This window comes from Neobacillus sp. DY30, from assembly GCF_030123065.1.
Taxonomy (GTDB): domain Bacteria; phylum Bacillota; class Bacilli; order Bacillales; family Cytobacillaceae; genus Neobacillus.
This window is the reverse complement of record NZ_CP126093.1, coordinates 159,190-182,900: the sequence shown is the minus strand read 5'-3', so window position 1 is coordinate 182,900 and position 23,711 is coordinate 159,190. Positions and strand designations below refer to the sequence as shown.

Sequence of the window (23,711 nt, the reverse complement as noted above, 5' to 3'; positions counted from 1 at the left end):
GAACAGCTCCATTATTGTCATCTTTTTTACTTTCGGCTCTGTTAAATTGATTGCAGCCAGAGGTACCTTTATTTATATCTTGTTGCCTCACGCTCAGCTTTGTCGATTGCATCCTGTACCAAGTCCTCAAGAGACCCGCTCTCTAATGCAATCCCTTCCACAATATCACCAAGTACATCTTCCAATACTGGGAAAATCGGTGATTTCGGCTTTAAGTGCTCCGTGTTCACTAATTGATCCAACATAAGCTTTCGTGGATACGTGCTATATAATTCCGAGGAATCCAGCAATTCTTTATGACCCGGAATAAGTCCGGCAGCTTCTTCCATCGCCTTGGCACTTTCCTTATTTGTTAAATGAGCAACAAGCTCAGCTGTAAGTTCTGGATATTTCGTGTTTTTTGTCCCTGCTACATACCAGCTTCCGTGCGGTGCTGAGTTATGCCCTTCTTTTCCGTATGGATAAGGCATGATTGACCAATTCAAATCTGGATAATCCTTTGTGAATACATCAATCATCCACGGACCTTCAAAGCTGATTGCAGCATTTCCTAATGCAAAGGCATTTTCTCTGGCAGTCGGAGAGACAATGCCTTCTCTGAATAGTGTTTCCATAAATCGCAATGCTTCCATAGTATTTTTACTGTTTAAAAACCCATCTGTATCCAGACCATTTTCTCCAACAAGCTTCCCATCATTTGCAAAAATGATAGGAGAGTGCGCGTACATTTGCCATCCGCTGTTGTCAGGGAACATATGCACCGGTTCCTTCCCCATGTGTTCTTTTAAGATTCTAGTGTTTTCTAAAAATTCTTCATAACTCCAAGCCAAATCCAATGTCCAATTTCCATTTTCATCCGCTGGTATTTCTATGCCTGCAGCTTTGAAGATATTCGGATTGTAAAAAACAGGTGCTGATAAATCAAACGATTGCAATGCATAAAGGTTATCTCCTACACTGCCAGCAGAAATAATGGTATCTAAATAAGAATCAATGGTTGATTGATCAAGGTAATCATTCAATGGCAAAAGAATGTCTGAATCAGCGTAAGATGCGGTATGAACACTTTCAAGCGTAACCACATCGGGCAGCTCGCCTGTCGTTATGGCTGCATTGATTCTATCGTTATATCCACTGCCCTCACCAGTCTTTACGATGTGTTCCACCGTTACCTTTACACCTTCATGCTGCTCTTCAAATTCCTTCGCTCTTGCATCATAATTTGCCCCTTCTGGTTCATCTTCAGGTACATGAACCCACACTTTCAATTCATTTGTCCCTTTCTCTGTTTCCTGATTATTACTTGCAGAATTCGAACAAGCCGCTAAAACAAAAACGAATAATGCCACCATTAAAAGACTAATAAATTTTCTCATATTTACCCCCTCCTTTTTTGGAAACGTTTCCAAACAAAGCGATAATAAAAGGGCTGAGCCCTTTGTGTTGGTGTGGAAATGTTTCCATCTATATTTTGAGTATATAAAACACCCATATCTTTGTCAATCCGTTTTTTAAATATTCTGTATTTTCGTTTTTAACGTGTCGTTTCGCCTTTTAAAAACTCTACAGGATGAATAGCCGGTGTTACTAGAACACCATTGATTCTTTTCATTAATAGTTCGACTAAGCTTCGACCCATTCGTTCTACAGGCTGCCTGATCGTTGAAAGCTTTGGCCTTAACACCTTACCCGTTTGGATCCCATCAAATCCTATAATGGAAAGCTCTTCAGGAATTTTAATATTCTTTTCAAGCGCCATTTGTACGAGCTCCAGTGCCATATTATCATTTTCAACAAATATTCCATCCAAATCCTTGAATTTCGTTAAGAATTTATTTAGAAATGCCGTTTGATCCTTGATCGGATCCTCTTCAATATAAATGGTATGGTTTATGCCGTACTGCTTTGCAGCATCTTCAAATCCTTGTTTTCTTTTTTCCACCTCAGTAACCACGGTTTTTGAATACGTCCCGATATATGCGACATGTTGACATCCTGTTTCCTTTAGTACTTGAAGGGCCATTTTACCGCCGCCATAGTTATCACTCGACACAAATGGAATTTCTCCAATATGGCGGTCTACAAACACAATCGGCATGGAATAAGTGATTTCATTTTGTATCTGATTATATGAAATCCCGATAATTCCTGATACTTTATTTTGCTTTAGCATTCTAATATACTGAAGTTCTTTCTCGATTTGCCCACTCGAGTTGCAAAGCATCATTTGATATCCCTTTTTGTCAAGCTCATCCTCAATATAATAAGCCAGCTCAGAGAAAAAAGCATGATGAATGGACGGTAAAAATAACGCCACAATTTTATTATCTTGCGTCACAAATGCTCTTGCCGTTTCATTTGGTATGTACCCTAATTTTTCAATAGCCTCAAGGACTTTCTTTTTCGTCTCTTCACTAATATATCCTGATTTATTAATGACACGGGAAGCGGTTCCAATTCCCACCCCCGCCAACTTCGCAACATCCTTAATCGTTGCCATGATATCACCTCTTCAAACAAGAATATCATATGTGGAAACGTTTCTCTAAGATTTTTTGTAAATTTTAGAAAATATAAAGTGGAGCTCAGAAGCGTCAATAACATGACTCGAGTATTTTCAACATTCAAACCTTCAATCCATCGTTTGATTAAAACTCGCAAGAATTTAACAACGACTGTTTACTACAAAAAACAACATTAAACAAACGTTTGATTAATTCTAGGTAAATCCCTTATTTGATAAGGGTTATTCACTTTAAAATCAGTAAAAAGGATGTCATATCTTGGCTGAAACTTTTCTATTATCAAATTAAAGACACCACTTCTTTAAAAAGCGGTGTCTTTACAGCGGCTTACTTTGAAGTCCGTCTACTTTTGCAAATGTGCCATTGCAATAATAATCCAAATGCATTTAAAAATTATGAAACTATTTATGCCATGGAGTTATTATACAATACTTCAAATTAGTCCAAATTAGAAACGCATTACTCCTTATTGAAGTAATGCGCTCATTAATTGAAGATAAATTATATTATCTTATCGAAATTATCAGCAAACTGCTCTTCTGATATTACTCGTAAACCGTTTCTTTTTAATAAAGCAGTTGTAACTCCATTTCCAGCAATTTTCATCCCCATAAATTCACCATTATAAATCATTGAACTACCACAGGATGGACTATACTCCTTAAGAACAACTACTGTTGCATTAACCTCTTTAGCTTTTTCCAAAGTAGTGTAAGCTCCTTTTATGTATAGTTCCGTAACGTCTCTACCTGACTTCTCGACTACTTTAGCTTTCCCATCCAATACATCTTCTCCGTTACCACCTATTATTTCAGCAGGTTCTCTGGGGGTTGAAAATCCACCATACAATTCCGGGCATACAGGTATTGCCTTATTCACTTCTATTAGTTTTCTGATCTTATGATCTAAACTATGCGTACCGTTATATCTTACCTCTAACCCTGCTAAACAAGAACTCACTAATATCATTAATAACACCTCAATTTAATAGCACCTTATGACCTTGTACAATTAACTCCTCGTTAATTGAATAACTTAAAGCTTCGATTTATTCTCTAATAATTCCATCTCTTATTCAATTCTTTCCCTATTTTTCCTTTTTGTTTTCTTTCGCTTATTCTACACAAATATGAGAGTAAGAATAAGTTGTATTGGTATGGTTTCCATGAAACTGTATTGATAGTACTTACTAAATCCTCTAACGTATTGCCCTCACCTTGAAAGTGATTTCTATTTCATCCACCTCTTAATTTACACCGGGGCTCGAAAAGGGGAACTATCGGCATTAACATGGGATGATATTGATTTTGAGGCCGGTTCTATCCGCTTTTGGAGAACACTATTCCAGACTGATGGAAAACATCTCTTTCAGACACCAAAAACAAAGGATTCTAAGCGTTTAATAAGCCTAGATAGTAAATCCTTAGCTTTGCTTAAAAAGTGGCGTATAAGCCAATGGAAGAGGTCTTTGCTAATGAAAAAATAAATGGTGGCAATAATCTTGTTTTTATAAGATACGATGGAACACCGTTACGCTTAGCCTATCTTAATGAAAAGCTAAATATTTTAATAAAGAAACACAACCTCCATCCCATAACTATACACGGTTTACGCCATACTCATGCCTCCTTATTATTTGAAGCTGGTGCTAGTATTAAAGAAGTACAAGAGCGACTAGGACACACTAATATTCAAATGACAATGAATATATATACTCACGTAACTAACACCCTTAAAGAACAAACCGCTTCAAAGTTACAAAAGTATATCGAGCTTTAATTGGTGGTCAGATTTGGTCAAAAATTTTTGATGGTCAAAATGTGGTCAAAAGCACTTTTTAGCATAAAAAAGACCCTTTCCACAAAAGTGAAAAGGGCCTTGAAACATTGATAATTAACGTTTTGAGAACTGAGGAGCACGACGCGCACCTTTAAGACCGTATTTCTTACGTTCTTTCATACGTGGGTCACGTGTTAATAGTCCTGCACGCTTTAATGTTGGACGATATTCAGGGTCAGCTTGAAGTAATGCGCGAGCAATACCGTGGCGGATTGCGCCAGCTTGACCAGTGTATCCACCGCCGCTTACGTTTACAAGAACATCGTAGCTGCCTTTAGTTTCAGTAGCTACTAATGGTTGGTTAACAACCATACGTAAAGCTTCAAATGGGATATACTCTTCGATGTCACGACCGTTAATTAGGATTTTACCTGTACCTGGAACTAAGCGCACACGTGCGACAGAGCTCTTACGACGACCAGTACCAATATATTGAACTTGTGCCAAGTTAATTCCCTCCCTCTTTATTAACCGCGAAGTTCGTAAACTTCAGGTTTTTGTGCTTGGTGCGGATGTTCGCTGCCAGCATATACGTGTAATTTTTTGAACTGTTGACGGCCAAGAGAATTCTTAGGAAGCATACCTTTAACAGCAAGCTCGATCATTTTCTCAGCATAGTTTGTACGCATTTCAAGAGCAGTTCTAGTTTTTAAACCACCTGGGTGCATAGTGTGACGGTAGTAGATTTTGTCAGTTAATTTCTTACCAGTTAATTCAACTTTAGAAGCGTTAAGAATGATAACATTATCACCAGTGTCAACATGTGGTGTAAAAGTTGGTTTATTTTTACCACGTAAGATTGAAGCTACTTCAGAAGCAAGACGACCAAGAGTTTTGCCTTCAGCGTCAATCACGTACCATTTACGCTCGATATTGTTGGCGTTAGCCATAAACGTTGTACGCATGAATTTCCCTCCTAAATTAAATCCATAAAGATTATTTTTTCGCACCGTCATAAGTCATTATCGTCCATTCTGTTCCGGGAATAAACGGTAACGCCATTGTGCGTCAATTGTTAAGTTCATATATTTTCAATCACGATGAAGACTTTCCGGGGCTTTATCGTGGGATTAAAAACACAACCATATAATATAATAAATTCTTTAAAGCTAAAAGTCAAGGAAATGTTACACCAGGTTGTGTTGTTATTAAAAATAAATTTAATAATATACTTTCCAAAGGTATAATCCCTGTCCTGGCGCGGTTTTTCCAGCATAGCGGCGATCTCTTTTTTCTAGTGTCTCCACTAATTCCTCTGGACGCCGCTTCCCAGCACCAACCTCTAATAGCGTTCCTACTAAAATTCGAACCATATTATATAAAAAGCCATTGCCTACGAAACGAAAACAGAGACGCTCTTCTTCTTGGTGAATTTCGATGGTCTCAATCGTTCTCACCTTATCTTCTACTTCCGTTTTTGCAGAACAAAAACTAGAAAAGTCATGTGTACCCAGTAAATAGGCGCATGCTTCTCTCATGGCAGCTAGATTTAAAGGATACGGGTAATGATAAGCATAATGCCGTTGAAAGGGATCCCTTTTCGAGGATTGGTAAAGAAAATAGCGGTATTCTTTTCCGCTGGCATCGAACCGGGCATGAAAGGACGAGTCTACTTTTTCCACAGAAAGAACTGATACATCCTCTGGCAGCATAGAGTTAATGGCTGCTTCCCAATTATCCTCAGGAATGGACAATGGGGAATCAAAATGAATTACCTGACCTTTTGCATGGACTCCTGCATCCGTTCTTCCGGAAGCCGAAATTTTCACATGGCTGCCCTTATGGATTTTAGCCAAGACCGTTTCTATTTGACTTTGAACGGTTCGTTTATTCGGTTGTACCTGATATCCAGAGAATCCAGAACCATCGTAGGAAATAATGCATTTAAAGCGATTCATGATTAAGCTCCATATGACCGTAATAGGATTAATAATATCGTTAAAATACCAAGAATTAATAGCTGGAGCGTGTCAGCTAGTTTCCAGCTCAGCAGACGGTATTTTGTCCTTCCTTCACCGCCGCGGTACCCTCTAGCTTCCATGGCAATGGCGAGCTCCTCAGCACGCTTAAAAGAGCTGACAAAAAGGGGAATCAGTAATGGAATAACCGCTTTAACCCTCTCTTTTACTGGACCGCTGGAAAACTCAACTCCACGTGCAATTTGTGCCTTCATAATCTTGTCAGTTTCTTGCATAAGGGTTGGAATAAACCGTAGTGAAATAGACATCATCAGAGCCATTTCATGTACGGGAAAGCGAACCTTTTTCAAAGGGTTTAATAACGTTTCGAGCCCATCAGTTATTTCGATCGGTGTTGTAGTTAGTGTAAGCAAACTGGTCATTAAAATTAGGAAAAAGAATCTCATTGAAATAAAAATCCCCTGTCTGACTCCTTCTTCATAGATTTTAATTGGACCAAGCTCATACAATAAACTTCCTTCTTTTGTAAAGAAGACCTGTAAAAGTAAAGTAAACAAGACCAACCAGAGAACTGGTTTTAAACCTGCATATAAAAATCGAAAAGGAATTCGAGATAAACCAAGCATTAAAAAAGTATAAATTCCAATTAGTGCATAGGTAAGAAAGTTGTTTGCAAGAAAAATAACACATACGAATAAGAAAATGATAATAAGCTTTGACCGAGGGTCCATTCGATGAACAAGACTTTCCGCGGGAACATATCTCCCAATAATCATTTTTTCCATCATACGTGTGCACCTCTTAACAATTCTGCAACAGCTGATGATAGCTCCTCAATAGAAAGATAGGTTACTCCTAACTTTATTCCAAGCTTTTCTTCTAAACTTCGTTGAAAACGTACCACTTCCGGTACATCTAGCCCCATATCCACCAGTTCAGAAACCGATGAAAAGATTTCAATAGGTGTTCCTTGCTTTACAACGCGTCCTTGCTGCATTATAACAATTTGGTCAGCATACTTAGCTGCATCCTCCATACTATGTGTTACAAGTATAGTTGATAGGTTTCTCTCTTTATGAAGCGAATAAAACATATCCATAATCTCTTTACGGCCGCGAGGGTCTAAACCAGCAGTCGGCTCATCTAGAACGAGACAATCTGGTTCCATTGCCAAAACACCAGCAATCGCTACGCGCCGCATTTGTCCGCCAGACAAATCAAATGGAGATTTTTCTAATATCTCTTCCGTTAGTCCTACATGTTTTAAGGCAAGCCTTGCTCTCTTTTTTGCCTCTGTCTCTGAAACACCAAAATTCATAGGACCGAAAATAATATCCTTTTCAACCGTTTCCTCAAATAATTGATGCTCCGGAAACTGAAAGACAATCCCTACCTTTTGTCTAATCTGTCTTAAATTTTTATTCTTCTGCTTCGCTTTTACCTCATGGTTCCCAATCACTACAGTTCCTTCTGTCGGCAGCAGCAGAGCATTTAAATGTTGTAAAACAGTAGACTTACCTGACCCTGTGTGGCCTATCAACGCCATATATGTTCCTGAAGGGATGTCGATAGACACATCTTTAATGGCCAAACGTTCAAAAGGGGTGTTTGCTTGATAACGGTACTCTAGACTTTGAAGCGAAATGTCCATAGCTCATTCACCAACTCTTCTTCCGATAAATAGTGCCTCGATAGGTCAATCCCTTTTGCACGAAATGCATTACTCATTTTGATAGAGAAAGGAATATCGAGCCCGAGATGAACCAATTCATCATCCATAGAAAAAATTTCTTCAGGGCTGCCCTCACGATAAACTTCGCCTTGATTCATCACAATAATACGATCAGCTTTAGCCGCTTCTTCTAAATCATGTGTAATAGAAATGACAGTAAGGGACTTCTCTTCCTTTAAAGCCCGTACGGTTTCTAAAACTTCGCTGCGGCCTTTTGGATCAAGCATTGATGTCGCCTCATCTAAGATAATGATTGAGGGTCTCAACGCAAGAACACCGGCAATTGCTACACGCTGTTTTTGCCCGCCAGATAGATGGTGCGGCTCTTGATTAAGAAATTGATCCATTTTGACTTTTTTTAAGGAATCTTCCACCCTTATGATCATATCATCTCTTGGAATTCCATGGTTTTCTAAACCAAAAGCCACATCATCCTGCACAGTTGTACCAACAAACTGATTATCAGGGTTCTGAAAGACCATTCCTAATTTTTTTCTTATCTCCCAAATGGATTCTTCATTTAATTTAATTCCACAAACGATAATTTCCCCTTGCTGCGGAAATTGTAATCCATTTAAGAGCTTAGCCGTGGTCGATTTACCCGAGCCATTATGACCTACAATCGCTAACCATTCACCTTCATAAATATCAAAGCTTACATTGTGTAGAGCGTACCTATTTTGGTTCTCATATTGAAATGACACATTTCTTAATGAAACAACTGATTCCCTCATATAAACCTTCTCCTCTCAACTCACCTATTCATGACTTATCTATGCTAGTTCGAAGAATACAAAAAAAGCCTGCACCTCCCCCTGGACAGAAGAACGAGTAAATTCTGCCACTGAACGGGTTTTCTAAAAAGAAATGGGAGGAGGTGCATGAGCTAGACGAGTCGTGAAAAAGAATAAATAAAAGGCTTACATTCATCTTTCCAAGGAGAAATAGATTCTACTTATAGTGCCCTTCTATATAGAAAGGTCACGCTCATCATAACACTCTTTTTGGCTTGGTTCGTAAGTGATATAAAGTTTATCTTACAGAAAAAGGGCTCAAGAACAAGTTTGTAACTAAACTGTCCAGCGCCCTTGTTGTCTGTTAAAGGTATTAAACTAACTCGATAATTACCATTGGTGCACCATCGCCGCGGCGTGGTCCAAGTTTCATAATACGAGTGTATCCACCTTGGCGCTCTGAATAACGTGGAGCGATGTCAGTGAAAAGTTTTTGTAGTGCGTCTGTACCTGTCTCAGCATCAGCAACCTCATTACGAACGTAAGAAGCAGCTTGACGGCGAGCATGTAAGTCACCACGTTTACCTAATGTAATCATTTTCTCAACAGTACCGCGAATTTCCTTTGCGCGAGTTTCTGTTGTTTCAATGCGCTCGTTGATGATTAAGTCTGTAGTTAAATCACGTAGCATAGCTTTACGCTGTGCACTTGTGCGTCCTAACTTTCTGTAAGCCATGAAGGGTTCCCTCCTTTGTTGAAGTCATTAAACAGATTAGTTTTAAAGTCGGAGATGACCTAATTAGTCATCCTTACGTAAGCCTAATCCAAGCTCTTCTAGTTTCGCCTTCACTTCTTCGAGTGATTTGCGGCCTAAGTTACGTACTTTCATCATATCTTCTTCAGTTTTATTAGCTAGTTCCTGAACAGTGTTGATTCCTGCACGCTTTAAGCAGTTATATGAACGAACTGATAAATCAAGTTCTTCGATCGTCATTTCAAGGACTTTTTCTTTTTGATCCTCTTCTTTTTCGATCATAATCTCAGCATTTTGAGCTTCATCAGTTAAACCAACGAAAATGTTTAAATGCTCAGTTAAAATCTTTGATCCAAGAGCAATAGCTTCTTTTGGCCCTGTGCTTCCATCTGTCCAAACATCAAGCGTTAGCTTATCATAGTTTGTCATTTGACCCACACGAGTATTTTCTATCTGATAGGACACACGAGACACTGGAGTGAAAATAGAATCAATTGGAATGACACCAATTGGCTGGTCTTCACGCTTATTTTGCTCAGCTGGTGTATAACCACGACCACGCTTAGCCGTTAATCTCATGCGAAGATGTCCACTTGAAGCCAATGTAGCAATATGAAGATCTGGATTTAAAATTTCAACATCACTATCATGAGTAATGTTTGCCGCTTTAACAGGACCTTCACCCTGAACATCAATCTCAAGGGTTTTCTCTTCATCAGAATAGATTTTTAAAGCTAATTTTTTAATGTTTAATATGATGGATGTTACATCCTCTACGACGCCTTCAATTGTTGAGAACTCATGAAGTACCCCATCGACCTGAATCGATGTAACAGCGGCACCTGGGAGTGAAGATAAAAGGATACGACGTAAGGAGTTACCCAAAGTGGTACCATATCCACGCTCTAGTGGCTCTACGACGAACTTCCCGTACTTGGCATCATCGTTGATCTCAACCGTTTCGATTTTTGGTTTTTCTATTTCGATCATCAAATAACCCTCCTTCAAAACGTCGAAACCTCGACTAGTAAATTAACTAATCGAAATTCCCCCATGTATACGTTCCCGTTTTGTGCACAACAACTGGAATAAATCTTCTGTATGAACTACAAAATTAGTATCATATCCCATTATAGACACAGGATATAAATTCTATACAGAAAAATTAAACACGACGGCGTTTTGGTGGACGGCATCCGTTATGAGGAACAGGAGTAACGTCTTTAATAGCTGTTACTTCAAGACCTGCAGCTTGTAGCGCACGAATTGCAGCCTCACGACCTGCACCAGGTCCTTTAACTGTAACTTCTAAAGTCTTCATACCGTGTTCGATAGATGTCTTAGCTGCAGTTTCAGCAGCCATCTGTGCTGCGAATGGAGTAGATTTACGAGAACCTTTAAATCCAAGCGCACCTGCACTAGACCAAGAAATTGCATTACCATGTACATCAGTAATAGTTACGATTGTATTGTTAAATGTTGAACGGATATGTGCAATACCTGATTCAATATTCTTTTTAACACGACGTTTACGTGTATTAGTTTTACGTGCCATTTAAATAACCTCCTTTGCCGATTACTTCTTCTTGTTCGCAACAGTCTTACGAGGACCTTTGCGTGTACGAGCGTTGTTTTTCGTGTTTTGTCCACGAACCGGTAAACCACGACGATGACGTAATCCGCGGTAGCAGCCAATCTCCATTAAACGCTTAATGTTAAGAGAAATTTCACGGCGAAGGTCACCTTCAACTTTTAATTTGTCGATGATATCACGGATTTTGTTTAATTCGTCTTCTGTTAGATCACGCACACGAGTATCTTCAGAAACACCAGCTTCAGCTAATACTTTTTGTGCAGTATTTTTACCAATACCATAAATGTAAGTTAAAGAGATAACTACACGTTTTTCACGTGGAATATCTACACCAGCAATACGTGCCATTAGTTAGCGCACCTCCTTCAAGATTAACCTTGTTTTTGTTTATGTTTAGGGTTTTCACAGATAACCATGACTTTACCGCGTCTACGGATAACTTTGCACTTTTCGCAGATCGGTTTAACAGATGGTCTTACTTTCATTATCCTAACCTCCTTAGTAATACGGAGTGCAAGCAATTATTTAAAGCGGTAAGTAATTCTTCCGCGTGTTAAGTCATATGGAGAAAGCTCGACAGTAACTTTGTCACCCGGAAGGATGCGAATGAAGTGCATTCGGATTTTACCAGAAACATGAGCTAGCACGGTATGACCATTTTCTAATTCTACCTTAAACATTGCATTCGGCAAAGTTTCAAGTACTTTACCTTCAATTTCAATTACATCATCTTTGGCCATTAATTCGTCTCCCTTCTCATTTCAATTATTAATTCGAAAATGTATCGTAAATACTTTTCATAGGTACAAAACAATAGCAACCTTTTAATATTAACATACTGTTACACATCTGTCCGCAAGTATATTCTATATTAAATGGAATTTCAAATTCCACATGTAAGTCTTACCCAACTCTCAGTCCTACATACTCTGTACAATAGAAAAGCAATTTACAGCCACATACTTTTGAAGCTTATTGAAGAGATGTTCGAGAGTCGATCCACGATAAAACTAATGGCCATTAACGTAAGTCCCCGACTAATTGCTGGATATCAGCAAATACTTTATTAATATCCTGCTGACCATCAATTGTACGCAGGTAACCCTTAGTCTCATAGAAAGTAAGCAATGGTTCTTGTTGTTTGATATTCACGTCTAGTCGATTTTGAACTGTTTCAGCATTATCATCAGCTCTTTGATAGAGCTCCCCGCCACACTTGTCGCAGGATCCCTCTTTCGCAGGAGGATTAAATACTAAATGATATGTTGAACCGCACTCTTTACAAATACGACGACCTGTCAAACGATCCATTAAAATACTTTTATCAACATTTATATTAATGACATAGTCAATCTTTTTATCTAATTCAGATAATAGACTTTCCAAAGCTTCTGCTTGAGGTACCGTTCTAGGAAAGCCATCAAGTAAAAATCCATTTTTACAGTCATCTTTACTTAACCGTTCACGAACAATGCCGATTGTTACTTCATCAGGAACAAGTTCGCCTTTGTCCATGAAAGACTTAGCTTCTAATCCTAGTTCTGTTCCTTCTTTCATCGCTGCACGGAACATATCTCCAGTAGAGATATGAGGGATGCCGTATTGTTCGACGATTTGTTCGGCTTGAGTACCTTTGCCGGCACCCGGAAGCCCCATTAATACTAAATTCACACGTGTTCCCCCTCGTGCTATTTATTGGTTTAGGGAACAAAAGTCCCCGAAACCATTTATTTAATAAAACCTTTATAATGACGTTTAACTAGCTGCGCCTCTAGCTGCTTCATCGTATCAAGTGCAACACCCACAACGATTAGCAAGCTTGTTCCCCCAATTTGAGCTGATTGCGGTAAATTCGCCACATTGATAAAAATGATCGGAAGAATCGCAATTACTGTTAAGAAAATAGCACCCACAAATGTTAAACGATAAAGTACCCGTGTTAAGTATTCCTGTGTATTCCTGCCCGGTCTAATACCAGGGATATAACCGCTTTGTTTCTGTAAATTTTCTGCAGCTTGTTCAGGATTAACCTGAATAAAAGCATAAAAATACGTGAAAGCGATAATCAAAACAGCATATAATGTCATTCCAATCGGATGGGAATAATCAAAAACTCTTGTAATCCAAAGTGTTACATCATTAGTTGGAAAAAATGAAGCAACGGTTCTAGGAGTTACAATGAAGGAAACTGCAAAGATTACAGGGATAACACCAGCTGCATTAACTTTTAACGGCATATGAGTGGATTGCTGCGCCCCTGCATTACGTCCGTTAACCGCTCTTTGTTTTGCATACTGGATAGGAATTTTTCTTGTTGCTTGTTGAATGAAAATAGTACCTACCACAATTGCAATGACTGCTAAAAGAATTAAAACAACCGTAACAATACGGAGGAATAATTGCTCACCAGCATTTTCAAACTGCTGTACATAAATCTGATTTACTGTATTAGGAATACTTGCAACGATACCAGCAAAGATGATAATGGAAATACCATTCCCAACACCCTTTTCAGTGATCTGCTCTCCTAACCACATCAGAAATGCAGTACCAGCCGTTAGAACAACTGCTATTAATAAATAAGTACCAATTCCAGGATTCTCTATCAACTGTCCATTAGACATATTATTAAAGCCATAAGACATACCTATAGCTTGAATAAAACCTAGGACAATTGTGAAATATCGTGTAAACTGAGCTAACTTCCGACGTCCAGCATCCCCTTGCTTTGACCATTCCGTAAATTTCGGAACTACATCCATCTGCAAAAGCTGAATAATAATGGAAGCAGTGATATAAGGCATAATACCCATAGCAAGGATGGAGAAGTTTTGCAACGCTCCACCACCAAAGGTATTTAAAATCCCAAAAACACTTAGTTTATCTTGTGCTGCCAAAATATCAGCATTTACATTCGGAACAGGAATAAAACTGCCTAGTCGAAATACGATTAACATTAAAAGAGTAAAAATAATTTTTCTTCTAATTTCAGCCACGCGCATAAAATTGGAGATTGTCTGGAACATTAGATCACCTCAGTAGTTCCACCTACAGCTTCAATTGCTTCTTTGGCGGTAGAGGAGAATTTATGAGCTTTAACAGTAAGTTTTTTCTCTACGTTCCCTTTAGCAAGAATCTTAATTCCTGCTTTTTCATTCTTTACTAGACCAGTTTCAATTAGAAGTTCTGGAGTAACTTCTGTACCCTCTTCAAACTGATTAAGAACATCAAGGTTTACAATCGCATATTCTTTACGGCTGATATTAGTAAAACCACGTTTTGGTAAACGACGGAATAAAGGTGTTTGACCACCCTCGAATCCAAGACGGACACCGCCGCCGGAACGAGCATTTTGACCTTTATGACCTTTACCAGCAGTCTTACCTTGACCGGAACCGATACCACGTCCTAAACGTTTACGTTCTTTACGAGAACCCTCAGCAGGCTTTAGTTCATGAAGTTTCATATTGGCACCTCCTTATGAAAGAAAACAATTAATTATTGTTCTTTAACTGTTACAAGGTGAGCAACTTTCGTAATCATACCGCGGATTGCAGCATTATCTTGGTGCTCAACTGTTTGATTTAATTTACGTAAACCTAGGGCAGTAACTGTCGCGCGTTGGTCTTCAGGGCGACCAATTACGCTTCGGGTGAGGGTAATTAATAGTTTGTTTGCCATTTGATTTCCCTCCTTATCCTAGCAGTTCTTCTACTGATTTACCACGTAACTTTGCTACGTCTTCAGCACGTTTTAATTGTTTTAAGCCATCGATCGTTGCACGTACCATGTTAATTGGAGTGTTAGTTCCTAAAGATTTAGAAAGGATATCTCCTACCCCGCCTAATTCTAGAACAGCACGGACTGGACCACCAGCAATAACTCCTGTACCTTCAGAAGCAGGCTTTAGAAGAATTTCACCAGCACCAAAACGTCCAATTACTTGGTGAGGAACAGTTGTTCCAACCATTGGTACTTCAACTAAGTTCTTCTTCGCATCTTCGATTGCTTTACGAATCGCATCAGGTACTTCTTGAGCTTTACCAGTACCGAAACCTACATGACCGTTTTTATCACCAACTACTACAAGAGCAGAGAAGCGAAAACGACGGCCACCCTTAACAACTTTCGCTACACGGTTTACCGTTACAACGCGTTCTTCTAGTTCAAGTTTGTTTGGATCAATACGACGTATCATTATATGTGTCCCTCCTTTGTCTATTAAAATTGTAGGCCGTTTTCACGAGCAGCATCTGCTAATGCTTGAATACGTCCATGATAAAGATATCCTCCGCGGTCAAATACAACAGCAGTAATACCTTTTTCTACCGCACGTTTAGCGACTAATTCTCCGACCAACTTAGCTGCTTCAACATTGCTTGTAGATTCAAGGTTAAGATCTTTTTCGATTGTAGAAGCACTTGCTAAAGTTACTCCACTCATGTCATCGATAACCTGCGCATATACATGCTTGTTAGAACGAAACACATTCAAACGTGGTCGAGCTGCAGTACCGCTAAGTTTCGCACGAACACGAGCATGTCTCTTCTTGCGACTAGCATTTTTGTCAAGCTTCGTAATCATTTACGTCACTCCTTTCGTTTACCTATGCGGCATTACTTACCAGTTTTACCTTCTTTACGACGAACAAATTCGCCTTCGTAACGAATTCCTTTACCTTTGTAAGGCTCTGGAGGACGAACTTGACGAATATTGGCTGCTAATGCACCAACACGTTCTTTGTCAGTACCTTTAATAGTAATCTTTGTATTAGCAGGTACTTCGATTTCAAGGCCAGTTTCTGGTTCAATTTCAACTGGATGTGAGTATCCAACGTTTAATACAAGCTTGTTACCTTGCTTTTGAGCACGGTATCCAACCCCGATTAATTCTAATTTTCTCTCGAAGCCTTTGGAAACACCTTCGACCATGTTCGCGATTACCGCACGAGTAGTTCCGTGCAATGCGCGGTGTTCTTTCACGTCAGATGGACGAGCGATCGTAATAAGGTTTTCTTCAACTTTAATTTCGATATCTGGATTAAAAGAGCGAGTAAGTTCGCCTTTTGGACCTTTAACAGTAACGGTACTATTGTTTAAAGTAACCGTAACACCTGTAGGGATTTCAATAGGTTTTTTTCCTACGCGAGACATTCAGTGCACCTCCATTCATTCAGAAACTATCTTACCAAACGTAAGCTAATACTTCTCCGCCGATTTGTTTAGCACGAGCTTCTTTATCAGTTATAACACCATTTGATGTTGATACTAGTGCGATACCAAGACCGTTAAGTACACGTGGTACCTCAGTAGATTTTGCATAAACTCTAAGTCCAGGCTTGCTTATGCGCTTAAGACCAGTGATAACACGTTCGTTATTTGAACCGTACTTTAAGAAGATACGGATGATACCTTGTTTATTATCTTCGATAAATTCGACATCACGAACGAAACCTTCGCGCTTTAAGATTTCAGCGATTTCTTTTTTAATATTAGAAGCAGGCACTTCTAACTTTTCGTGACGCACCATATTCGCATTACGAATGCGAGTAAGCATATCAGCAATCGGATCTGTCATGACCATTATTTTTACCTCCTTCCCAGACTTGGGTTTTACCAGCTAGCTTTTTTAACACCAGGAATTTGTCCTTTGTACGCTAATTCGCGGAAACAAATACGACAAAGCTTAAATTTACGGTATACAGAGTGTGGACGGCCACAACGTTCGCAGCGTGTATACTCTTGTACTGCATATTTAGGCGTGCGCTTTTGTTTCGCAATCATTGACTTTTTAGCCACGTTTTCGCCTCCATTATTTAACGATTACTTTTGGAATGGCATTCCAAATTGAGTTAACAGTTCACGTGCTTCTTCATCAGTGTTAGCAGTCGTTACGATAACAATATCCATACCACGAACCTTGCTTACTTTATCGTAATCAATTTCAGGGAAGATTAATTGTTCTTTAACACCTAATGTATAGTTACCGCGACCATCAAATGATTTCTTAGATACACCACGGAAGTCACGAACACGAGGTAAAGAAACAGAAACTAATTTATCCAAGAATTGATACATACGCTCACCGCGAAGTGTAACTTTTGCACCGATCGGCATACCTTCACGCAGACGGAAGCCCGCGATTGATTTCTTAGCACGAGTTACTACAGGTTTTTGTCCTGTAATAGTAGCTAGTTCTTCAACAGCATTATCTAAAGCTTTAGCATTTGCTACTGCGTCACCAACACCCATGTTAATAACAATCTTATCAAGTTGAGGAACTTGCATAACTGATTTGTAGTTGAACTTGCTCATAAGAGCAGGAGTAACTTCTTTAACAAATTTTTCTTTTAGGCGGTTCATTCATAGTACCTCCCTTCTTATTTAAACTATTTATTTATCTAATACTTCACCGGATTTTGCTACGCGTACTTTCTTGCCATCAACCGTTGTGTAACCTACACGAGTTGGGTTACCAGACTTAGGGTCGATAGGCATAACGTTTGATACATGAATTGGTGCCTCAAAGCTCATAATTCCGCCTTGTGGATTCACTTGAGAAGGTTTAGCGTGTTTTTTCACGATATTAACACCTTCTACTAGTACACGGCTATCTTTAGGATAGGCTGCTAGGATTACTCCTGTTTTGCCTTTATCCTTACCGGAGATAACTCTTACTTTGTCACCTTTTTTAACATGCATTCGTAAGCACCTCCTTAAAGGCAATATTTATATTATAGTACTTCTGGAGCCAAGGATACGATTTTCATAAAGTTGTTATCGCGAAGTTCACGAGCAACTGGTCCGAAGATACGAGTTCCACGTGGGCTCTTATCATCCTTGATAATTACACATGCGTTTTCATCGAAACGAATGTATGATCCATCAGGTCGACGAGCACCGCTTTTCGTACGAACGATAACAGCTTTAACTACGTCACCTTTTTTAACAACGCCACCAGGTGTTGCTTGTTTCACTGTACAAACGATAACATCACCAATACCCGCAGTTTTACGGCCTGAACCACCAAGAACTTTAATGGTAAGTACCTCACGAGCACCAGAGTTATCAGCAACTTTTAAACGTGATTCTTGTTGAATCATGTGTGTAACCTCCCTTCGGAATAGAGCATTAATCCGAACAATTAAATAATAACTGCTTTTTCTGTAACTTCAACTAAACGGAAGCGTTTAGTAGCTGAAAGCGGACGAGTTTCCATGATACGTACGATATCGCCGATTTTTGCTTCGTTTTGCTCATCATGAGCTTTAAACTTTTTAGAGTATTTAACGCGTTTACCGTAAAGAGGATGCTTTTTGTAAGTTTCGACTAAAACAGTAATGGTTTTATCCATTTTGTCAGAAACCACGCGTCCAGTGTAAACTTTGCGCTGATTACGTTCACTCATTATGTGAACCTCCTCTCAATTATTACTTGTTAACGCTGATTTCTCTCTCACGAATCACAGTTTTCATGCGAGCAATCGCTTTGCGTACTTCACGAATGCGAGCTGTATTTTCAAGTTGTCCAGTCGCTAATTGGAAGCGAAGGTTGAAAAGCTCTTCTTTTAAAGATTTAACTTTTTGTTCAATTTCGGCAGTGGTAAGGTCTTTAATTTCATTAGCTCTCATTTGATTCACCACCAATTTCTTCACGTTTTACAAACTTACACTTAACTGGAAGTTTGTGCATAGCAAGACGTAGTGCTTCACGTGCTACTTCCTCAGAAACACCCGCGATTTCAAACATAACTTTTCCAGGTTTAACAACAGCTACCCAGCCTTCAGGTGCCCCTTTACCGGAACCCATCCGCACCTCTAGAGGTTTTGCAGTGTAAGGCTTATGTGGGAAGATTTTAATCCAAACTTTACCGCCACGTTTCATGTAACGAGTCATTGCAATACGGGCAGCTTCGATTTGGCGGTTAGTGATCCAAGAAGCTTCAGTTGCTTGTAAGCCGAATTCACCGAATGTCACTTCAGTGCCACCTTTAGCGTTACCACGCATTTTTCCACGGTGTTGACGGCGATATTTAACGCGTTTTGGCAATAACATATTATTTGCCTCCTTCCGCAGATTTCTTCTTAGTAGGAAGGACTTCTCCCTTATAGATCCATACTTTTACGCCAAGCTTACCATAAGTAGTATCAGCTTCAGCATGAGCATAGTCGATATCAGCACGAAGTGTATGAAGTGGAACTGTTCCTTCGCTATATTGTTCTGAACGAGCAATATCTGCGCCGCCTAGACGACCTGATACCATTGTTTTAATACCTTTAGCTCCTGCACGCATAGCACGTTGAATTGCTTGCTTTTGTGCACGACGGAAAGATACACGATTTTCTAATTGACGAGCAATATTTTCAGCAACTAATTTCGCGTCAAGATCAGCTCTCTTGATTTCAAGAATGTTGATGTGAACACGTTTGCCAGTTAATTGATTTAAAGCTTTACGAAGTGCTTCAACTTCAGTACCGCCTTTACCGATAACCATACCAGGCTTAGCAGTATGAACTGTTACATTCACACGGTTAGCCGCACGTTCGATTTCAACTTTAGAAACAGAAGCATCTTTCAAACGCTTCGTGATGTACTCACGAATTTTAAGGTCTTCGTGTAAAAGATCAGCGAAGTCTTTACCAGCGTACCATTTAGATTCCCAATCTTTGATGATTCCGATACGCAAACCGACTGGATTTACTTTTTGACCCACAGGTTATCCCTCCTTCTTTTCTGATAGTACGATTGTGATGTGGCTAGTGCGTTTGTTAATTTGGCTTGCACGGCCCATTGCGCGAGGACGAAAACGTTTCAACGTCGGTCCTTCATCTACAAAAGCTTGAGTTACTACCAAGCTATTAACGTCCATTTCATAATTGTGCTCGGCATTTGCCATAGCAGATTTCAATACTTTTTCCACGATTGGAGAAGCAAACTTAGGAGTGTGATTTAAAATCGCCACCGCTTCACCAACTTGCTTTCCTCGAATTAGATCTACGACTAAACGTGCTTTACGAGGAGCAATACGAACTGTTCTTGCAACAGCTTTAGCTTGCATTTGGATGCCCTCCTCTCTTAACGTCTGGTTTTCTTATCATCATTACCATGGCCTTTGTAAGCACGAGTTGGAGCGAATTCTCCAAGCTTGTGTCCTACCATGTCTTCAGTAACATATACAGGCACATGTTTGCGACCATCATAAACAGCGATTGTGTGGCCGATAAATTGTGGGAAGATCGTAGAACGACGTGACCAAGTTTTAACAACTTGCTTACTTTCAGTTTCATTTAACTTTTCGATCTTAACCATTAAATGATCATCAACAAATGGTCCTTTTTTTAGGCTGCGACCCATGGATGAACCTCCCTTCGTGATTGTTCTACGGCTCTATCTTTGAACCGTAGTTCAACCCCGTTATTTTTTACGACGACGTACGATAAACTTGTCGGATTTATTCTTTTTCTTACGAGTTTTGAATCCAAGAGTTGGTTTACCCCATGGAGACATAGGTGATTTACGTCCGATTGGTGAACGTCCTTCACCACCACCGTGTGGGTGATCGTTAGGGTTCATAACAGATCCACGAACTGTTGGGCGTTTACCTAACCAGCGTGAGCGTCCTGCTTTACCAATGTTGATAAGTTCGTGCTGCTCATTTCCTACTTGACCGATTGTTGCACGGCACTCAGCAAGAATCATACGAACCTCACCAGAATTTAAACGTACAAGTACGTATTTACCTTCTTTACCTAAAACCTGTGCAGATGTACCAGCTGAACGAACCAATTGGCCACCCTTACCTGGTTTTAATTCGATGTTGTGTACTACTGTACCAACAGGGATGTTTGCTAATGGTAATGCATTACCTACTTTAATATCTGCCTCAGGGCCAGACATAACTTCCATACCCACTACTAGGTTTTTTGGAGCTAGGATATAACGCTTTTCACCATCTACATAGTTGATTAATGCAATATTTGCAGAACGGTTTGGATCGTACTCGATAGTGGCAACGCGTCCAGGAATGCCATCTTTGTTACGTTTGAAATCAATGATACGGTATGAACGCTTATGGCCGCCACCTTGATGACGAACAGTTAACTTACCTTGGTTATTACGGCCGCCTTTTCTCTTTAAAGGTGCTAATAGAGATTTCTCTGGTGTGCTAGTTGTGATTTCTGCGAAATCAGAAACTGTCATACCGCGACGACCATTAGAGGTAGGTTTGTACTTTTTAATCGCCATTTTTATTCCCTCCTCTTCTTGTTAGTTTGTTTTTATGCTTCAAAGAATTCGATTTCTTTGCTATCAGCAGTTAATTTTACAATAGCTTTACGACGTTTGTTTGTGTAACCACCGAATTTACCCATGCGCTTGAATTTACCTTTATAGTTCATGATGTTAACTTTTTCAACTTCAACGCCAAAGATTTCAACAATCGCATCTTTAACTTGAGTTTTATTAGCTCTCACATCAACTTCAAACGTATATTTCTTTTCAGCCATTAGGTCAGTAGAACGTTCAGTGATAACGGGGCGCTTAATGATATCGCGTGCATCCATTATGCAAGCACCTCCTCTACTTTTTCAACTGCAGCTTTCGTCATGATTAATTTATCATGATTTACTACATCAAGAACATTGATTCCGTCAGCAGTTACAACTGTTACACCAGGAATATTACGAGCAGATAATGCTACATTTTCATCAAGGTCAGCAGTAACGATAAGTGCCTTCTTCTCAACAGAAAGACCACCTAATACAGTTTTGAAATCTTTTGTTTTTGGAGCATCGAAAGCAAGGCTTTCTAATACTAACACATTCTCTTCCAACACTTTAGAAGATAATGCAGATTTAATTGCTAAGCGACGTACCTTTTTAGGTAATTTGTAGCTGTAGCTGCGTGGTGTTGGACCGAATACAGTACCACCTCCGCGCCATTGTGGAGAACGGATAGACCCTTGACGAGCACGACCAGTTCCTTTTTGACGCCATGGTTTACGTCCACCGCCGCGTACTTCAGAACGAACTTTTACTTTATGAGTTCCTTGACGTAATGAAGCTCTTTGCATAACAATCGCTTCGAATAATACGTGTTGGTTAGGTTCGATACCAAATACTGATTCATTAAGTTCGATTTCACCAACTTGAGATCCGTTTTGGTTAAATAATGAAACTTTAGGCATTCTTTTGCTCCTCCTTTCTTATGAAGATATTACGCTTTTACCGCACTTTTAATCTTTAATAAAGCCTTCTTAGGTCCTGGAACGTTACCTTTGATTAATAGTAAGTTACGCTCAACATCAACCTTAACGATTTCAAGATTTTGAACAGTAATTTGTTCTCCGCCCATACGTCCTGGTAGTAATTTACCTTTGAATACGCGGTTTGGAGCAACAGGTCCCATTGAACCAGGACGACGGTGATAACGTGAACCGTGAGCCATTGGGCCGCGTGATTGTCCGTGACGCTTGATAACGCCTTGGAAACCTTTACCCTTTGAGATTCCTGTTACATCTACAACATCGCCAGCAGCGAAAATATCAACTTTGACTTCCTGACCAACTTCATATCCTGTTACGTCTAATCCGCGGAATTCGCGAACGAAGCGCTTAGGAGTAGTGTTTGCTTTAGCAACATGTCCTTTTTCTGGTTTGTTGGAAAGCTTTTCGCGTTTATCTTCAAAACCTACTTGAATAGCTTCGTAACCGTCGCTTTCAACTGATTTCTTTTGAAGAACTACGTTTTGAGCAGCTTCAACTACAGTTACAGGAATTAAGTTACCGTTCTCTGCAAATACTTGAGTCATACCAATCTTTCTTCCTAAGATTCCTTTGGTCATTTAAGTCACACCTCCTACAAATTTGGTTATTTATTTTTATTAAAGTTTAATTTCGATATCAACACCAGATGGTAAGTCTAAACGCATTAACGCATCAACTGTTTGTGGAGTTGGGTTAACGATGTCGATTAGACGCTTATGTGTTCTCATTTCGAACTGCTCACGAGAGTCTTTGTATTTATGCACCGCACGAAGGATCGTGTACACTGATTTTTCAGTCGGTAGTGGAATCGGACCAGAAACGGCTGCACCTGAACGCTTTGCTGTTTCAACGATTTTTTCTGCAGACTGATCAAGAATTCTGTGATCATAAGCTTTTAAACGGATACGAATCTTTTGTTTTGCCATTATTTTCCCTCCTTTATTCGCCTATTTTAAAAATAGACATTCTCAGTGAAAATTTCCCACACACTCGCCATGGCAAAGCGGCCGGGTGTGTCAGCAACCTTTCACATCATCGCAGTCAAAGACCAACATTGTCTATTATACATAAAAGATTAGGCAAACGCAACATTTTTTATTAAATTCTTTTTGATGGCTCTTTTCGGAAAACCTTAATATTTAAACATCAAAATTAAAGAATATAGCTTTTTGTTACGTTTAGCACACTTTTACTATTATAGCGACCTGTTTATACAATTTCAATAGAAAATATCATTCTCCAAAAATAACCTTTGATAACGCATAAATTACTGAAAATTTCATGAGTTCTATTTATATAGAAGAAACTTGTTTTATTGCACAAAAAAACAGCTGGATCGTCATCCAGCTGCT

At 39.4% G+C, this 23,711-nt stretch carries 40 protein-coding genes; 2 read left to right on the top strand and 38 right to left on the bottom strand.

What is annotated here, in order from left to right; all coding sequences use genetic code 11:
* Window positions 1-68: 68 nt before the first annotated feature.
* From QNH29_RS00975 to QNH29_RS00965, 3 genes are all read right to left on the bottom strand, one after another.
* The gene (locus QNH29_RS00975) at window positions 69-1,376 is read right to left on the bottom strand and encodes an ABC transporter substrate-binding protein (RefSeq protein WP_283863046.1); all 1,308 of its coding nucleotides are present in this window, start codon (window positions 1,374-1,376) and stop codon (window positions 69-71) included.
* A gap of 158 nt (window positions 1,377-1,534) precedes the next feature.
* Entirely contained in the window at window positions 1,535-2,500 is a 966-nt protein-coding gene (locus tag QNH29_RS00970) for a LacI family DNA-binding transcriptional regulator (RefSeq protein ID WP_283863045.1), read from the bottom strand.
* Window positions 2,501-3,026: 526 nt separating this feature from the next.
* Window positions 3,027-3,494 (bottom strand): 2-thiouracil desulfurase family protein, encoded by a 468-nt coding sequence (locus QNH29_RS00965; RefSeq protein WP_283863044.1) that lies wholly within the window; start codon window positions 3,492-3,494, stop codon window positions 3,027-3,029.
* A 268-nt stretch (window positions 3,495-3,762) separates the two neighbouring features.
* Here QNH29_RS00965 and QNH29_RS30365 point away from each other — a divergent pair, with 268 nt between their 5' ends.
* Both QNH29_RS30365 and QNH29_RS00960 read left to right on the top strand, forming a co-directional pair.
* Complete coding sequence (locus tag QNH29_RS30365) at window positions 3,763-4,011, top strand: site-specific integrase (protein ID WP_481858805.1); 249 nt, start codon at window positions 3,763-3,765, stop codon at window positions 4,009-4,011.
* The gene (locus tag QNH29_RS00960; protein WP_283863043.1) at window positions 3,981-4,304 is read left to right on the top strand and encodes a tyrosine-type recombinase/integrase; all 324 of its coding nucleotides are present in this window, start codon (window positions 3,981-3,983) and stop codon (window positions 4,302-4,304) included. The genes QNH29_RS30365 and QNH29_RS00960 overlap by 31 nt, the downstream gene beginning before the upstream one ends.
* A gap of 114 nt (window positions 4,305-4,418) precedes the next feature.
* On the opposite strand, the gene rpsI is transcribed toward QNH29_RS00960, so the two are convergent.
* The 35 genes from rpsI to rpsJ all read right to left on the bottom strand — a co-directional run bounded on the left by rpsI (window position 4,419) and on the right by rpsJ (window position 23,285).
* Complete coding sequence (rpsI, locus tag QNH29_RS00955; RefSeq protein ID WP_283863042.1) at window positions 4,419-4,811, bottom strand: 30S ribosomal protein S9; 393 nt, start codon at window positions 4,809-4,811, stop codon at window positions 4,419-4,421.
* Between the two features lie 20 nt (window positions 4,812-4,831).
* Entirely contained in the window at window positions 4,832-5,269 is a 438-nt protein-coding gene (gene rplM, locus QNH29_RS00950; RefSeq protein ID WP_283863041.1) for a 50S ribosomal protein L13, read from the bottom strand.
* A 255-nt stretch (window positions 5,270-5,524) separates the two neighbouring features.
* A complete protein-coding gene (gene truA, locus QNH29_RS00945; RefSeq protein WP_283863040.1) occupies window positions 5,525-6,262 on the bottom strand; it encodes a tRNA pseudouridine(38-40) synthase TruA in 738 nt (245 codons plus the stop codon).
* 2 nt (window positions 6,263-6,264) lie between these two features.
* On the bottom strand, window positions 6,265-7,071 hold the full coding sequence (locus QNH29_RS00940; protein WP_283863039.1) for an energy-coupling factor transporter transmembrane component T family protein: 807 nt from the start codon (window positions 7,069-7,071) through the stop codon (window positions 6,265-6,267).
* A complete protein-coding gene (locus QNH29_RS00935; RefSeq protein WP_283863038.1) occupies window positions 7,068-7,934 on the bottom strand; it encodes an energy-coupling factor ABC transporter ATP-binding protein in 867 nt (288 codons plus the stop codon). Before QNH29_RS00935 ends, QNH29_RS00940 begins: the two co-directional genes overlap by 4 nt.
* A complete protein-coding gene (locus QNH29_RS00930) occupies window positions 7,910-8,749 on the bottom strand; it encodes an energy-coupling factor ABC transporter ATP-binding protein (RefSeq protein WP_283863037.1) in 840 nt (279 codons plus the stop codon). The genes QNH29_RS00935 and QNH29_RS00930 overlap by 25 nt, the downstream gene beginning before the upstream one ends.
* Before the next feature lie 373 nt (window positions 8,750-9,122).
* The gene (gene rplQ / locus QNH29_RS00925; RefSeq protein WP_283863036.1) at window positions 9,123-9,485 is read right to left on the bottom strand and encodes a 50S ribosomal protein L17; all 363 of its coding nucleotides are present in this window, start codon (window positions 9,483-9,485) and stop codon (window positions 9,123-9,125) included.
* A gap of 63 nt (window positions 9,486-9,548) precedes the next feature.
* Entirely contained in the window at window positions 9,549-10,493 is a 945-nt protein-coding gene (locus tag QNH29_RS00920; protein WP_034676137.1) for a DNA-directed RNA polymerase subunit alpha, read from the bottom strand.
* A gap of 175 nt (window positions 10,494-10,668) precedes the next feature.
* On the bottom strand, window positions 10,669-11,058 hold the full coding sequence (gene rpsK, locus QNH29_RS00915) for a 30S ribosomal protein S11 (RefSeq protein ID WP_026574109.1): 390 nt from the start codon (window positions 11,056-11,058) through the stop codon (window positions 10,669-10,671).
* A 21-nt stretch (window positions 11,059-11,079) separates the two neighbouring features.
* Complete coding sequence (gene rpsM, locus QNH29_RS00910; RefSeq protein ID WP_026565543.1) at window positions 11,080-11,445, bottom strand: 30S ribosomal protein S13; 366 nt, start codon at window positions 11,443-11,445, stop codon at window positions 11,080-11,082.
* A 23-nt stretch (window positions 11,446-11,468) separates the two neighbouring features.
* On the bottom strand, window positions 11,469-11,582 hold the full coding sequence (gene rpmJ, locus QNH29_RS00905) for a 50S ribosomal protein L36 (RefSeq protein ID WP_000868344.1): 114 nt from the start codon (window positions 11,580-11,582) through the stop codon (window positions 11,469-11,471).
* Window positions 11,583-11,618: 36 nt separating this feature from the next.
* The gene (gene infA / locus QNH29_RS00900; protein ID WP_034676129.1) at window positions 11,619-11,837 is read right to left on the bottom strand and encodes a translation initiation factor IF-1; all 219 of its coding nucleotides are present in this window, start codon (window positions 11,835-11,837) and stop codon (window positions 11,619-11,621) included.
* Window positions 11,838-12,117: 280 nt separating this feature from the next.
* Window positions 12,118-12,768 (bottom strand): adenylate kinase, encoded by a 651-nt coding sequence (locus QNH29_RS00895; RefSeq protein ID WP_283863035.1) that lies wholly within the window; start codon window positions 12,766-12,768, stop codon window positions 12,118-12,120.
* Between the two features lie 56 nt (window positions 12,769-12,824).
* A complete protein-coding gene (gene secY, locus QNH29_RS00890; protein WP_283863034.1) occupies window positions 12,825-14,123 on the bottom strand; it encodes a preprotein translocase subunit SecY in 1,299 nt (432 codons plus the stop codon).
* Entirely contained in the window at window positions 14,123-14,563 is a 441-nt protein-coding gene (gene rplO / locus QNH29_RS00885) for a 50S ribosomal protein L15 (RefSeq protein WP_283863033.1), read from the bottom strand. Before rplO ends, secY begins: the two co-directional genes overlap by 1 nt.
* Before the next feature lie 32 nt (window positions 14,564-14,595).
* Window positions 14,596-14,778: a 50S ribosomal protein L30 gene (rpmD, locus tag QNH29_RS00880; RefSeq protein WP_283863032.1), complete on the bottom strand. Its 183-nt coding sequence runs from the start codon at window positions 14,776-14,778 to the stop codon at window positions 14,596-14,598.
* Between the two features lie 13 nt (window positions 14,779-14,791).
* Window positions 14,792-15,292: a 30S ribosomal protein S5 gene (gene rpsE / locus QNH29_RS00875; RefSeq protein ID WP_283865507.1), complete on the bottom strand. Its 501-nt coding sequence runs from the start codon at window positions 15,290-15,292 to the stop codon at window positions 14,792-14,794.
* Window positions 15,293-15,318: 26 nt separating this feature from the next.
* On the bottom strand, window positions 15,319-15,681 hold the full coding sequence (rplR, locus tag QNH29_RS00870) for a 50S ribosomal protein L18 (RefSeq protein WP_283863031.1): 363 nt from the start codon (window positions 15,679-15,681) through the stop codon (window positions 15,319-15,321).
* Between the two features lie 32 nt (window positions 15,682-15,713).
* Window positions 15,714-16,250 (bottom strand): 50S ribosomal protein L6, encoded by a 537-nt coding sequence (gene rplF, locus QNH29_RS00865; protein WP_283863030.1) that lies wholly within the window; start codon window positions 16,248-16,250, stop codon window positions 15,714-15,716.
* Window positions 16,251-16,281: 31 nt separating this feature from the next.
* Window positions 16,282-16,680, bottom strand: a complete 399-nt coding sequence (gene rpsH / locus QNH29_RS00860) for a 30S ribosomal protein S8 (protein WP_283863029.1) — start codon at window positions 16,678-16,680, stop codon at window positions 16,282-16,284.
* A gap of 29 nt (window positions 16,681-16,709) precedes the next feature.
* Window positions 16,710-16,895 carry a type Z 30S ribosomal protein S14 gene (locus QNH29_RS00855; RefSeq protein ID WP_034676107.1) on the bottom strand — a complete coding sequence of 62 codons (186 nt, stop codon included), beginning with the start codon at window positions 16,893-16,895 and terminating at the stop codon, window positions 16,710-16,712.
* Window positions 16,896-16,919: 24 nt separating this feature from the next.
* Window positions 16,920-17,459 carry a 50S ribosomal protein L5 gene (gene rplE / locus QNH29_RS00850; RefSeq protein WP_034676105.1) on the bottom strand — a complete coding sequence of 180 codons (540 nt, stop codon included), beginning with the start codon at window positions 17,457-17,459 and terminating at the stop codon, window positions 16,920-16,922.
* Window positions 17,460-17,489: 30 nt separating this feature from the next.
* Window positions 17,490-17,798 carry a 50S ribosomal protein L24 gene (gene rplX, locus QNH29_RS00845; RefSeq protein ID WP_045516531.1) on the bottom strand — a complete coding sequence of 103 codons (309 nt, stop codon included), beginning with the start codon at window positions 17,796-17,798 and terminating at the stop codon, window positions 17,490-17,492.
* Between the two features lie 32 nt (window positions 17,799-17,830).
* Window positions 17,831-18,199, bottom strand: a complete 369-nt coding sequence (gene rplN / locus QNH29_RS00840; protein WP_034676100.1) for a 50S ribosomal protein L14 — start codon at window positions 18,197-18,199, stop codon at window positions 17,831-17,833.
* Between the two features lie 41 nt (window positions 18,200-18,240).
* Entirely contained in the window at window positions 18,241-18,504 is a 264-nt protein-coding gene (gene rpsQ, locus QNH29_RS00835) for a 30S ribosomal protein S17 (protein WP_034676097.1), read from the bottom strand.
* A gap of 22 nt (window positions 18,505-18,526) precedes the next feature.
* Window positions 18,527-18,727, bottom strand: a complete 201-nt coding sequence (gene rpmC, locus QNH29_RS00830; protein ID WP_034676094.1) for a 50S ribosomal protein L29 — start codon at window positions 18,725-18,727, stop codon at window positions 18,527-18,529.
* Entirely contained in the window at window positions 18,717-19,151 is a 435-nt protein-coding gene (gene rplP, locus QNH29_RS00825; RefSeq protein ID WP_034676090.1) for a 50S ribosomal protein L16, read from the bottom strand. The genes rpmC and rplP overlap by 11 nt, the downstream gene beginning before the upstream one ends.
* Window position 19,152: 1 nt before the next feature.
* Window positions 19,153-19,809 carry a 30S ribosomal protein S3 gene (gene rpsC / locus QNH29_RS00820; RefSeq protein WP_283863028.1) on the bottom strand — a complete coding sequence of 219 codons (657 nt, stop codon included), beginning with the start codon at window positions 19,807-19,809 and terminating at the stop codon, window positions 19,153-19,155.
* A 3-nt stretch (window positions 19,810-19,812) separates the two neighbouring features.
* On the bottom strand, window positions 19,813-20,154 hold the full coding sequence (gene rplV / locus QNH29_RS00815; protein ID WP_090767626.1) for a 50S ribosomal protein L22: 342 nt from the start codon (window positions 20,152-20,154) through the stop codon (window positions 19,813-19,815).
* Between the two features lie 17 nt (window positions 20,155-20,171).
* Window positions 20,172-20,450, bottom strand: a complete 279-nt coding sequence (rpsS, locus tag QNH29_RS00810) for a 30S ribosomal protein S19 (RefSeq protein WP_095250620.1) — start codon at window positions 20,448-20,450, stop codon at window positions 20,172-20,174.
* A gap of 60 nt (window positions 20,451-20,510) precedes the next feature.
* Complete coding sequence (gene rplB, locus QNH29_RS00805; protein WP_034676082.1) at window positions 20,511-21,341, bottom strand: 50S ribosomal protein L2; 831 nt, start codon at window positions 21,339-21,341, stop codon at window positions 20,511-20,513.
* A 32-nt stretch (window positions 21,342-21,373) separates the two neighbouring features.
* Entirely contained in the window at window positions 21,374-21,658 is a 285-nt protein-coding gene (gene rplW, locus QNH29_RS00800; RefSeq protein WP_034676080.1) for a 50S ribosomal protein L23, read from the bottom strand.
* Window positions 21,658-22,281, bottom strand: a complete 624-nt coding sequence (gene rplD, locus QNH29_RS00795) for a 50S ribosomal protein L4 (protein ID WP_179161260.1) — start codon at window positions 22,279-22,281, stop codon at window positions 21,658-21,660. The genes rplW and rplD overlap by 1 nt, the downstream gene beginning before the upstream one ends.
* Window positions 22,282-22,310: 29 nt before the next feature.
* Window positions 22,311-22,937 carry a 50S ribosomal protein L3 gene (gene rplC / locus QNH29_RS00790; RefSeq protein WP_283863027.1) on the bottom strand — a complete coding sequence of 209 codons (627 nt, stop codon included), beginning with the start codon at window positions 22,935-22,937 and terminating at the stop codon, window positions 22,311-22,313.
* A 39-nt stretch (window positions 22,938-22,976) separates the two neighbouring features.
* A complete protein-coding gene (gene rpsJ, locus QNH29_RS00785) occupies window positions 22,977-23,285 on the bottom strand; it encodes a 30S ribosomal protein S10 (protein ID WP_007085291.1) in 309 nt (102 codons plus the stop codon).
* Window positions 23,286-23,711 lie beyond the last annotated feature (426 nt).

Excerpts from the sequence above, each read along its gene's own strand:
- rplR (WP_283863031.1), bottom strand. The coding sequence starts at position 15,681 with ATGATTACGAAGCTTGACAAAAATGCTAGTCGCAAGAAGAGACATGCT.
- rplN (WP_034676100.1), bottom strand. The coding sequence starts at position 18,199 with ATGATTCAACAAGAATCACGTTTAAAAGTTGCTGATAACTCTGGTGCT.
- QNH29_RS00975 (WP_283863046.1), bottom strand. The coding sequence starts at position 1,376 with ATGAGAAAATTTATTAGTCTTTTAATGGTGGCATTATTCGTTTTTGTT.
- rplM (WP_283863041.1), bottom strand. The coding sequence starts at position 5,269 with ATGCGTACAACGTTTATGGCTAACGCCAACAATATCGAGCGTAAATGG.
- QNH29_RS00935 (WP_283863038.1), bottom strand. The coding sequence starts at position 7,934 with ATGGACATTTCGCTTCAAAGTCTAGAGTACCGTTATCAAGCAAACACC.
- rpsS (WP_095250620.1), bottom strand. The coding sequence starts at position 20,450 with ATGGGTCGCAGCCTAAAAAAAGGACCATTTGTTGATGATCATTTAATG.
- rplO (WP_283863033.1), bottom strand. The coding sequence starts at position 14,563 with ATGAAACTTCATGAACTAAAGCCTGCTGAGGGTTCTCGTAAAGAACGT.
- rpsJ (WP_007085291.1), bottom strand. The coding sequence starts at position 23,285 with ATGGCAAAACAAAAGATTCGTATCCGTTTAAAAGCTTATGATCACAGA.
- rpsQ (WP_034676097.1), bottom strand. The coding sequence starts at position 18,504 with ATGAGTGAACGTAATCAGCGCAAAGTTTACACTGGACGCGTGGTTTCT.
- rpsM (WP_026565543.1), bottom strand. The coding sequence starts at position 11,445 with ATGGCACGTATTGCTGGTGTAGATATTCCACGTGAAAAACGTGTAGTT.
- rpmD (WP_283863032.1), bottom strand. The coding sequence starts at position 14,778 with ATGGCAAACAAACTATTAATTACCCTCACCCGAAGCGTAATTGGTCGC.
- rplX (WP_045516531.1), bottom strand. The coding sequence starts at position 17,798 with ATGCATGTTAAAAAAGGTGACAAAGTAAGAGTTATCTCCGGTAAGGAT.
- QNH29_RS00940 (WP_283863039.1), bottom strand. The coding sequence starts at position 7,071 with ATGATGGAAAAAATGATTATTGGGAGATATGTTCCCGCGGAAAGTCTT.
- rpsK (WP_026574109.1), bottom strand. The coding sequence starts at position 11,058 with ATGGCACGTAAAACTAATACACGTAAACGTCGTGTTAAAAAGAATATT.
- rpmJ (WP_000868344.1), bottom strand. The coding sequence starts at position 11,582 with ATGAAAGTAAGACCATCTGTTAAACCGATCTGCGAAAAGTGCAAAGTT.
- secY (WP_283863034.1), bottom strand. The coding sequence starts at position 14,123 with ATGTTCCAGACAATCTCCAATTTTATGCGCGTGGCTGAAATTAGAAGA.
- rplB (WP_034676082.1), bottom strand. The coding sequence starts at position 21,341 with ATGGCGATTAAAAAGTACAAACCTACCTCTAATGGTCGTCGCGGTATG.
- rplV (WP_090767626.1), bottom strand. The coding sequence starts at position 20,154 with ATGCAAGCTAAAGCTGTTGCAAGAACAGTTCGTATTGCTCCTCGTAAA.
- rplQ (WP_283863036.1), bottom strand. The coding sequence starts at position 9,485 with ATGGCTTACAGAAAGTTAGGACGCACAAGTGCACAGCGTAAAGCTATG.
- truA (WP_283863040.1), bottom strand. The coding sequence starts at position 6,262 with ATGAATCGCTTTAAATGCATTATTTCCTACGATGGTTCTGGATTCTCT.
- rplW (WP_034676080.1), bottom strand. The coding sequence starts at position 21,658 with ATGGATGCACGCGATATCATTAAGCGCCCCGTTATCACTGAACGTTCT.
- QNH29_RS00965 (WP_283863044.1), bottom strand. The coding sequence starts at position 3,494 with ATGATATTAGTGAGTTCTTGTTTAGCAGGGTTAGAGGTAAGATATAAC.
- rplF (WP_283863030.1), bottom strand. The coding sequence starts at position 16,250 with ATGTCTCGCGTAGGAAAAAAACCTATTGAAATCCCTACAGGTGTTACG.
- rplD (WP_179161260.1), bottom strand. The coding sequence starts at position 22,281 with ATGCCTAAAGTTTCATTATTTAACCAAAACGGATCTCAAGTTGGTGAA.
- QNH29_RS00930 (WP_283863037.1), bottom strand. The coding sequence starts at position 8,749 with ATGAGGGAATCAGTTGTTTCATTAAGAAATGTGTCATTTCAATATGAG.
- rplE (WP_034676105.1), bottom strand. The coding sequence starts at position 17,459 with ATGAACCGCCTAAAAGAAAAATTTGTTAAAGAAGTTACTCCTGCTCTT.
- QNH29_RS00970 (WP_283863045.1), bottom strand. The coding sequence starts at position 2,500 with ATGGCAACGATTAAGGATGTTGCGAAGTTGGCGGGGGTGGGAATTGGA.
- rpsH (WP_283863029.1), bottom strand. The coding sequence starts at position 16,680 with ATGGTCATGACAGATCCGATTGCTGATATGCTTACTCGCATTCGTAAT.
- rplP (WP_034676090.1), bottom strand. The coding sequence starts at position 19,151 with ATGTTATTGCCAAAACGCGTTAAATATCGCCGTCAACACCGTGGAAAA.
- rplC (WP_283863027.1), bottom strand. The coding sequence starts at position 22,937 with ATGACCAAAGGAATCTTAGGAAGAAAGATTGGTATGACTCAAGTATTT.
- QNH29_RS00960 (WP_283863043.1), top strand. The coding sequence starts at position 3,981 with ATGGAAGAGGTCTTTGCTAATGAAAAAATAAATGGTGGCAATAATCTT.
- rpmC (WP_034676094.1), bottom strand. The coding sequence starts at position 18,727 with ATGAGAGCTAATGAAATTAAAGACCTTACCACTGCCGAAATTGAACAA.
- QNH29_RS00920 (WP_034676137.1), bottom strand. The coding sequence starts at position 10,493 with ATGATCGAAATAGAAAAACCAAAAATCGAAACGGTTGAGATCAACGAT.
- infA (WP_034676129.1), bottom strand. The coding sequence starts at position 11,837 with ATGGCCAAAGATGATGTAATTGAAATTGAAGGTAAAGTACTTGAAACT.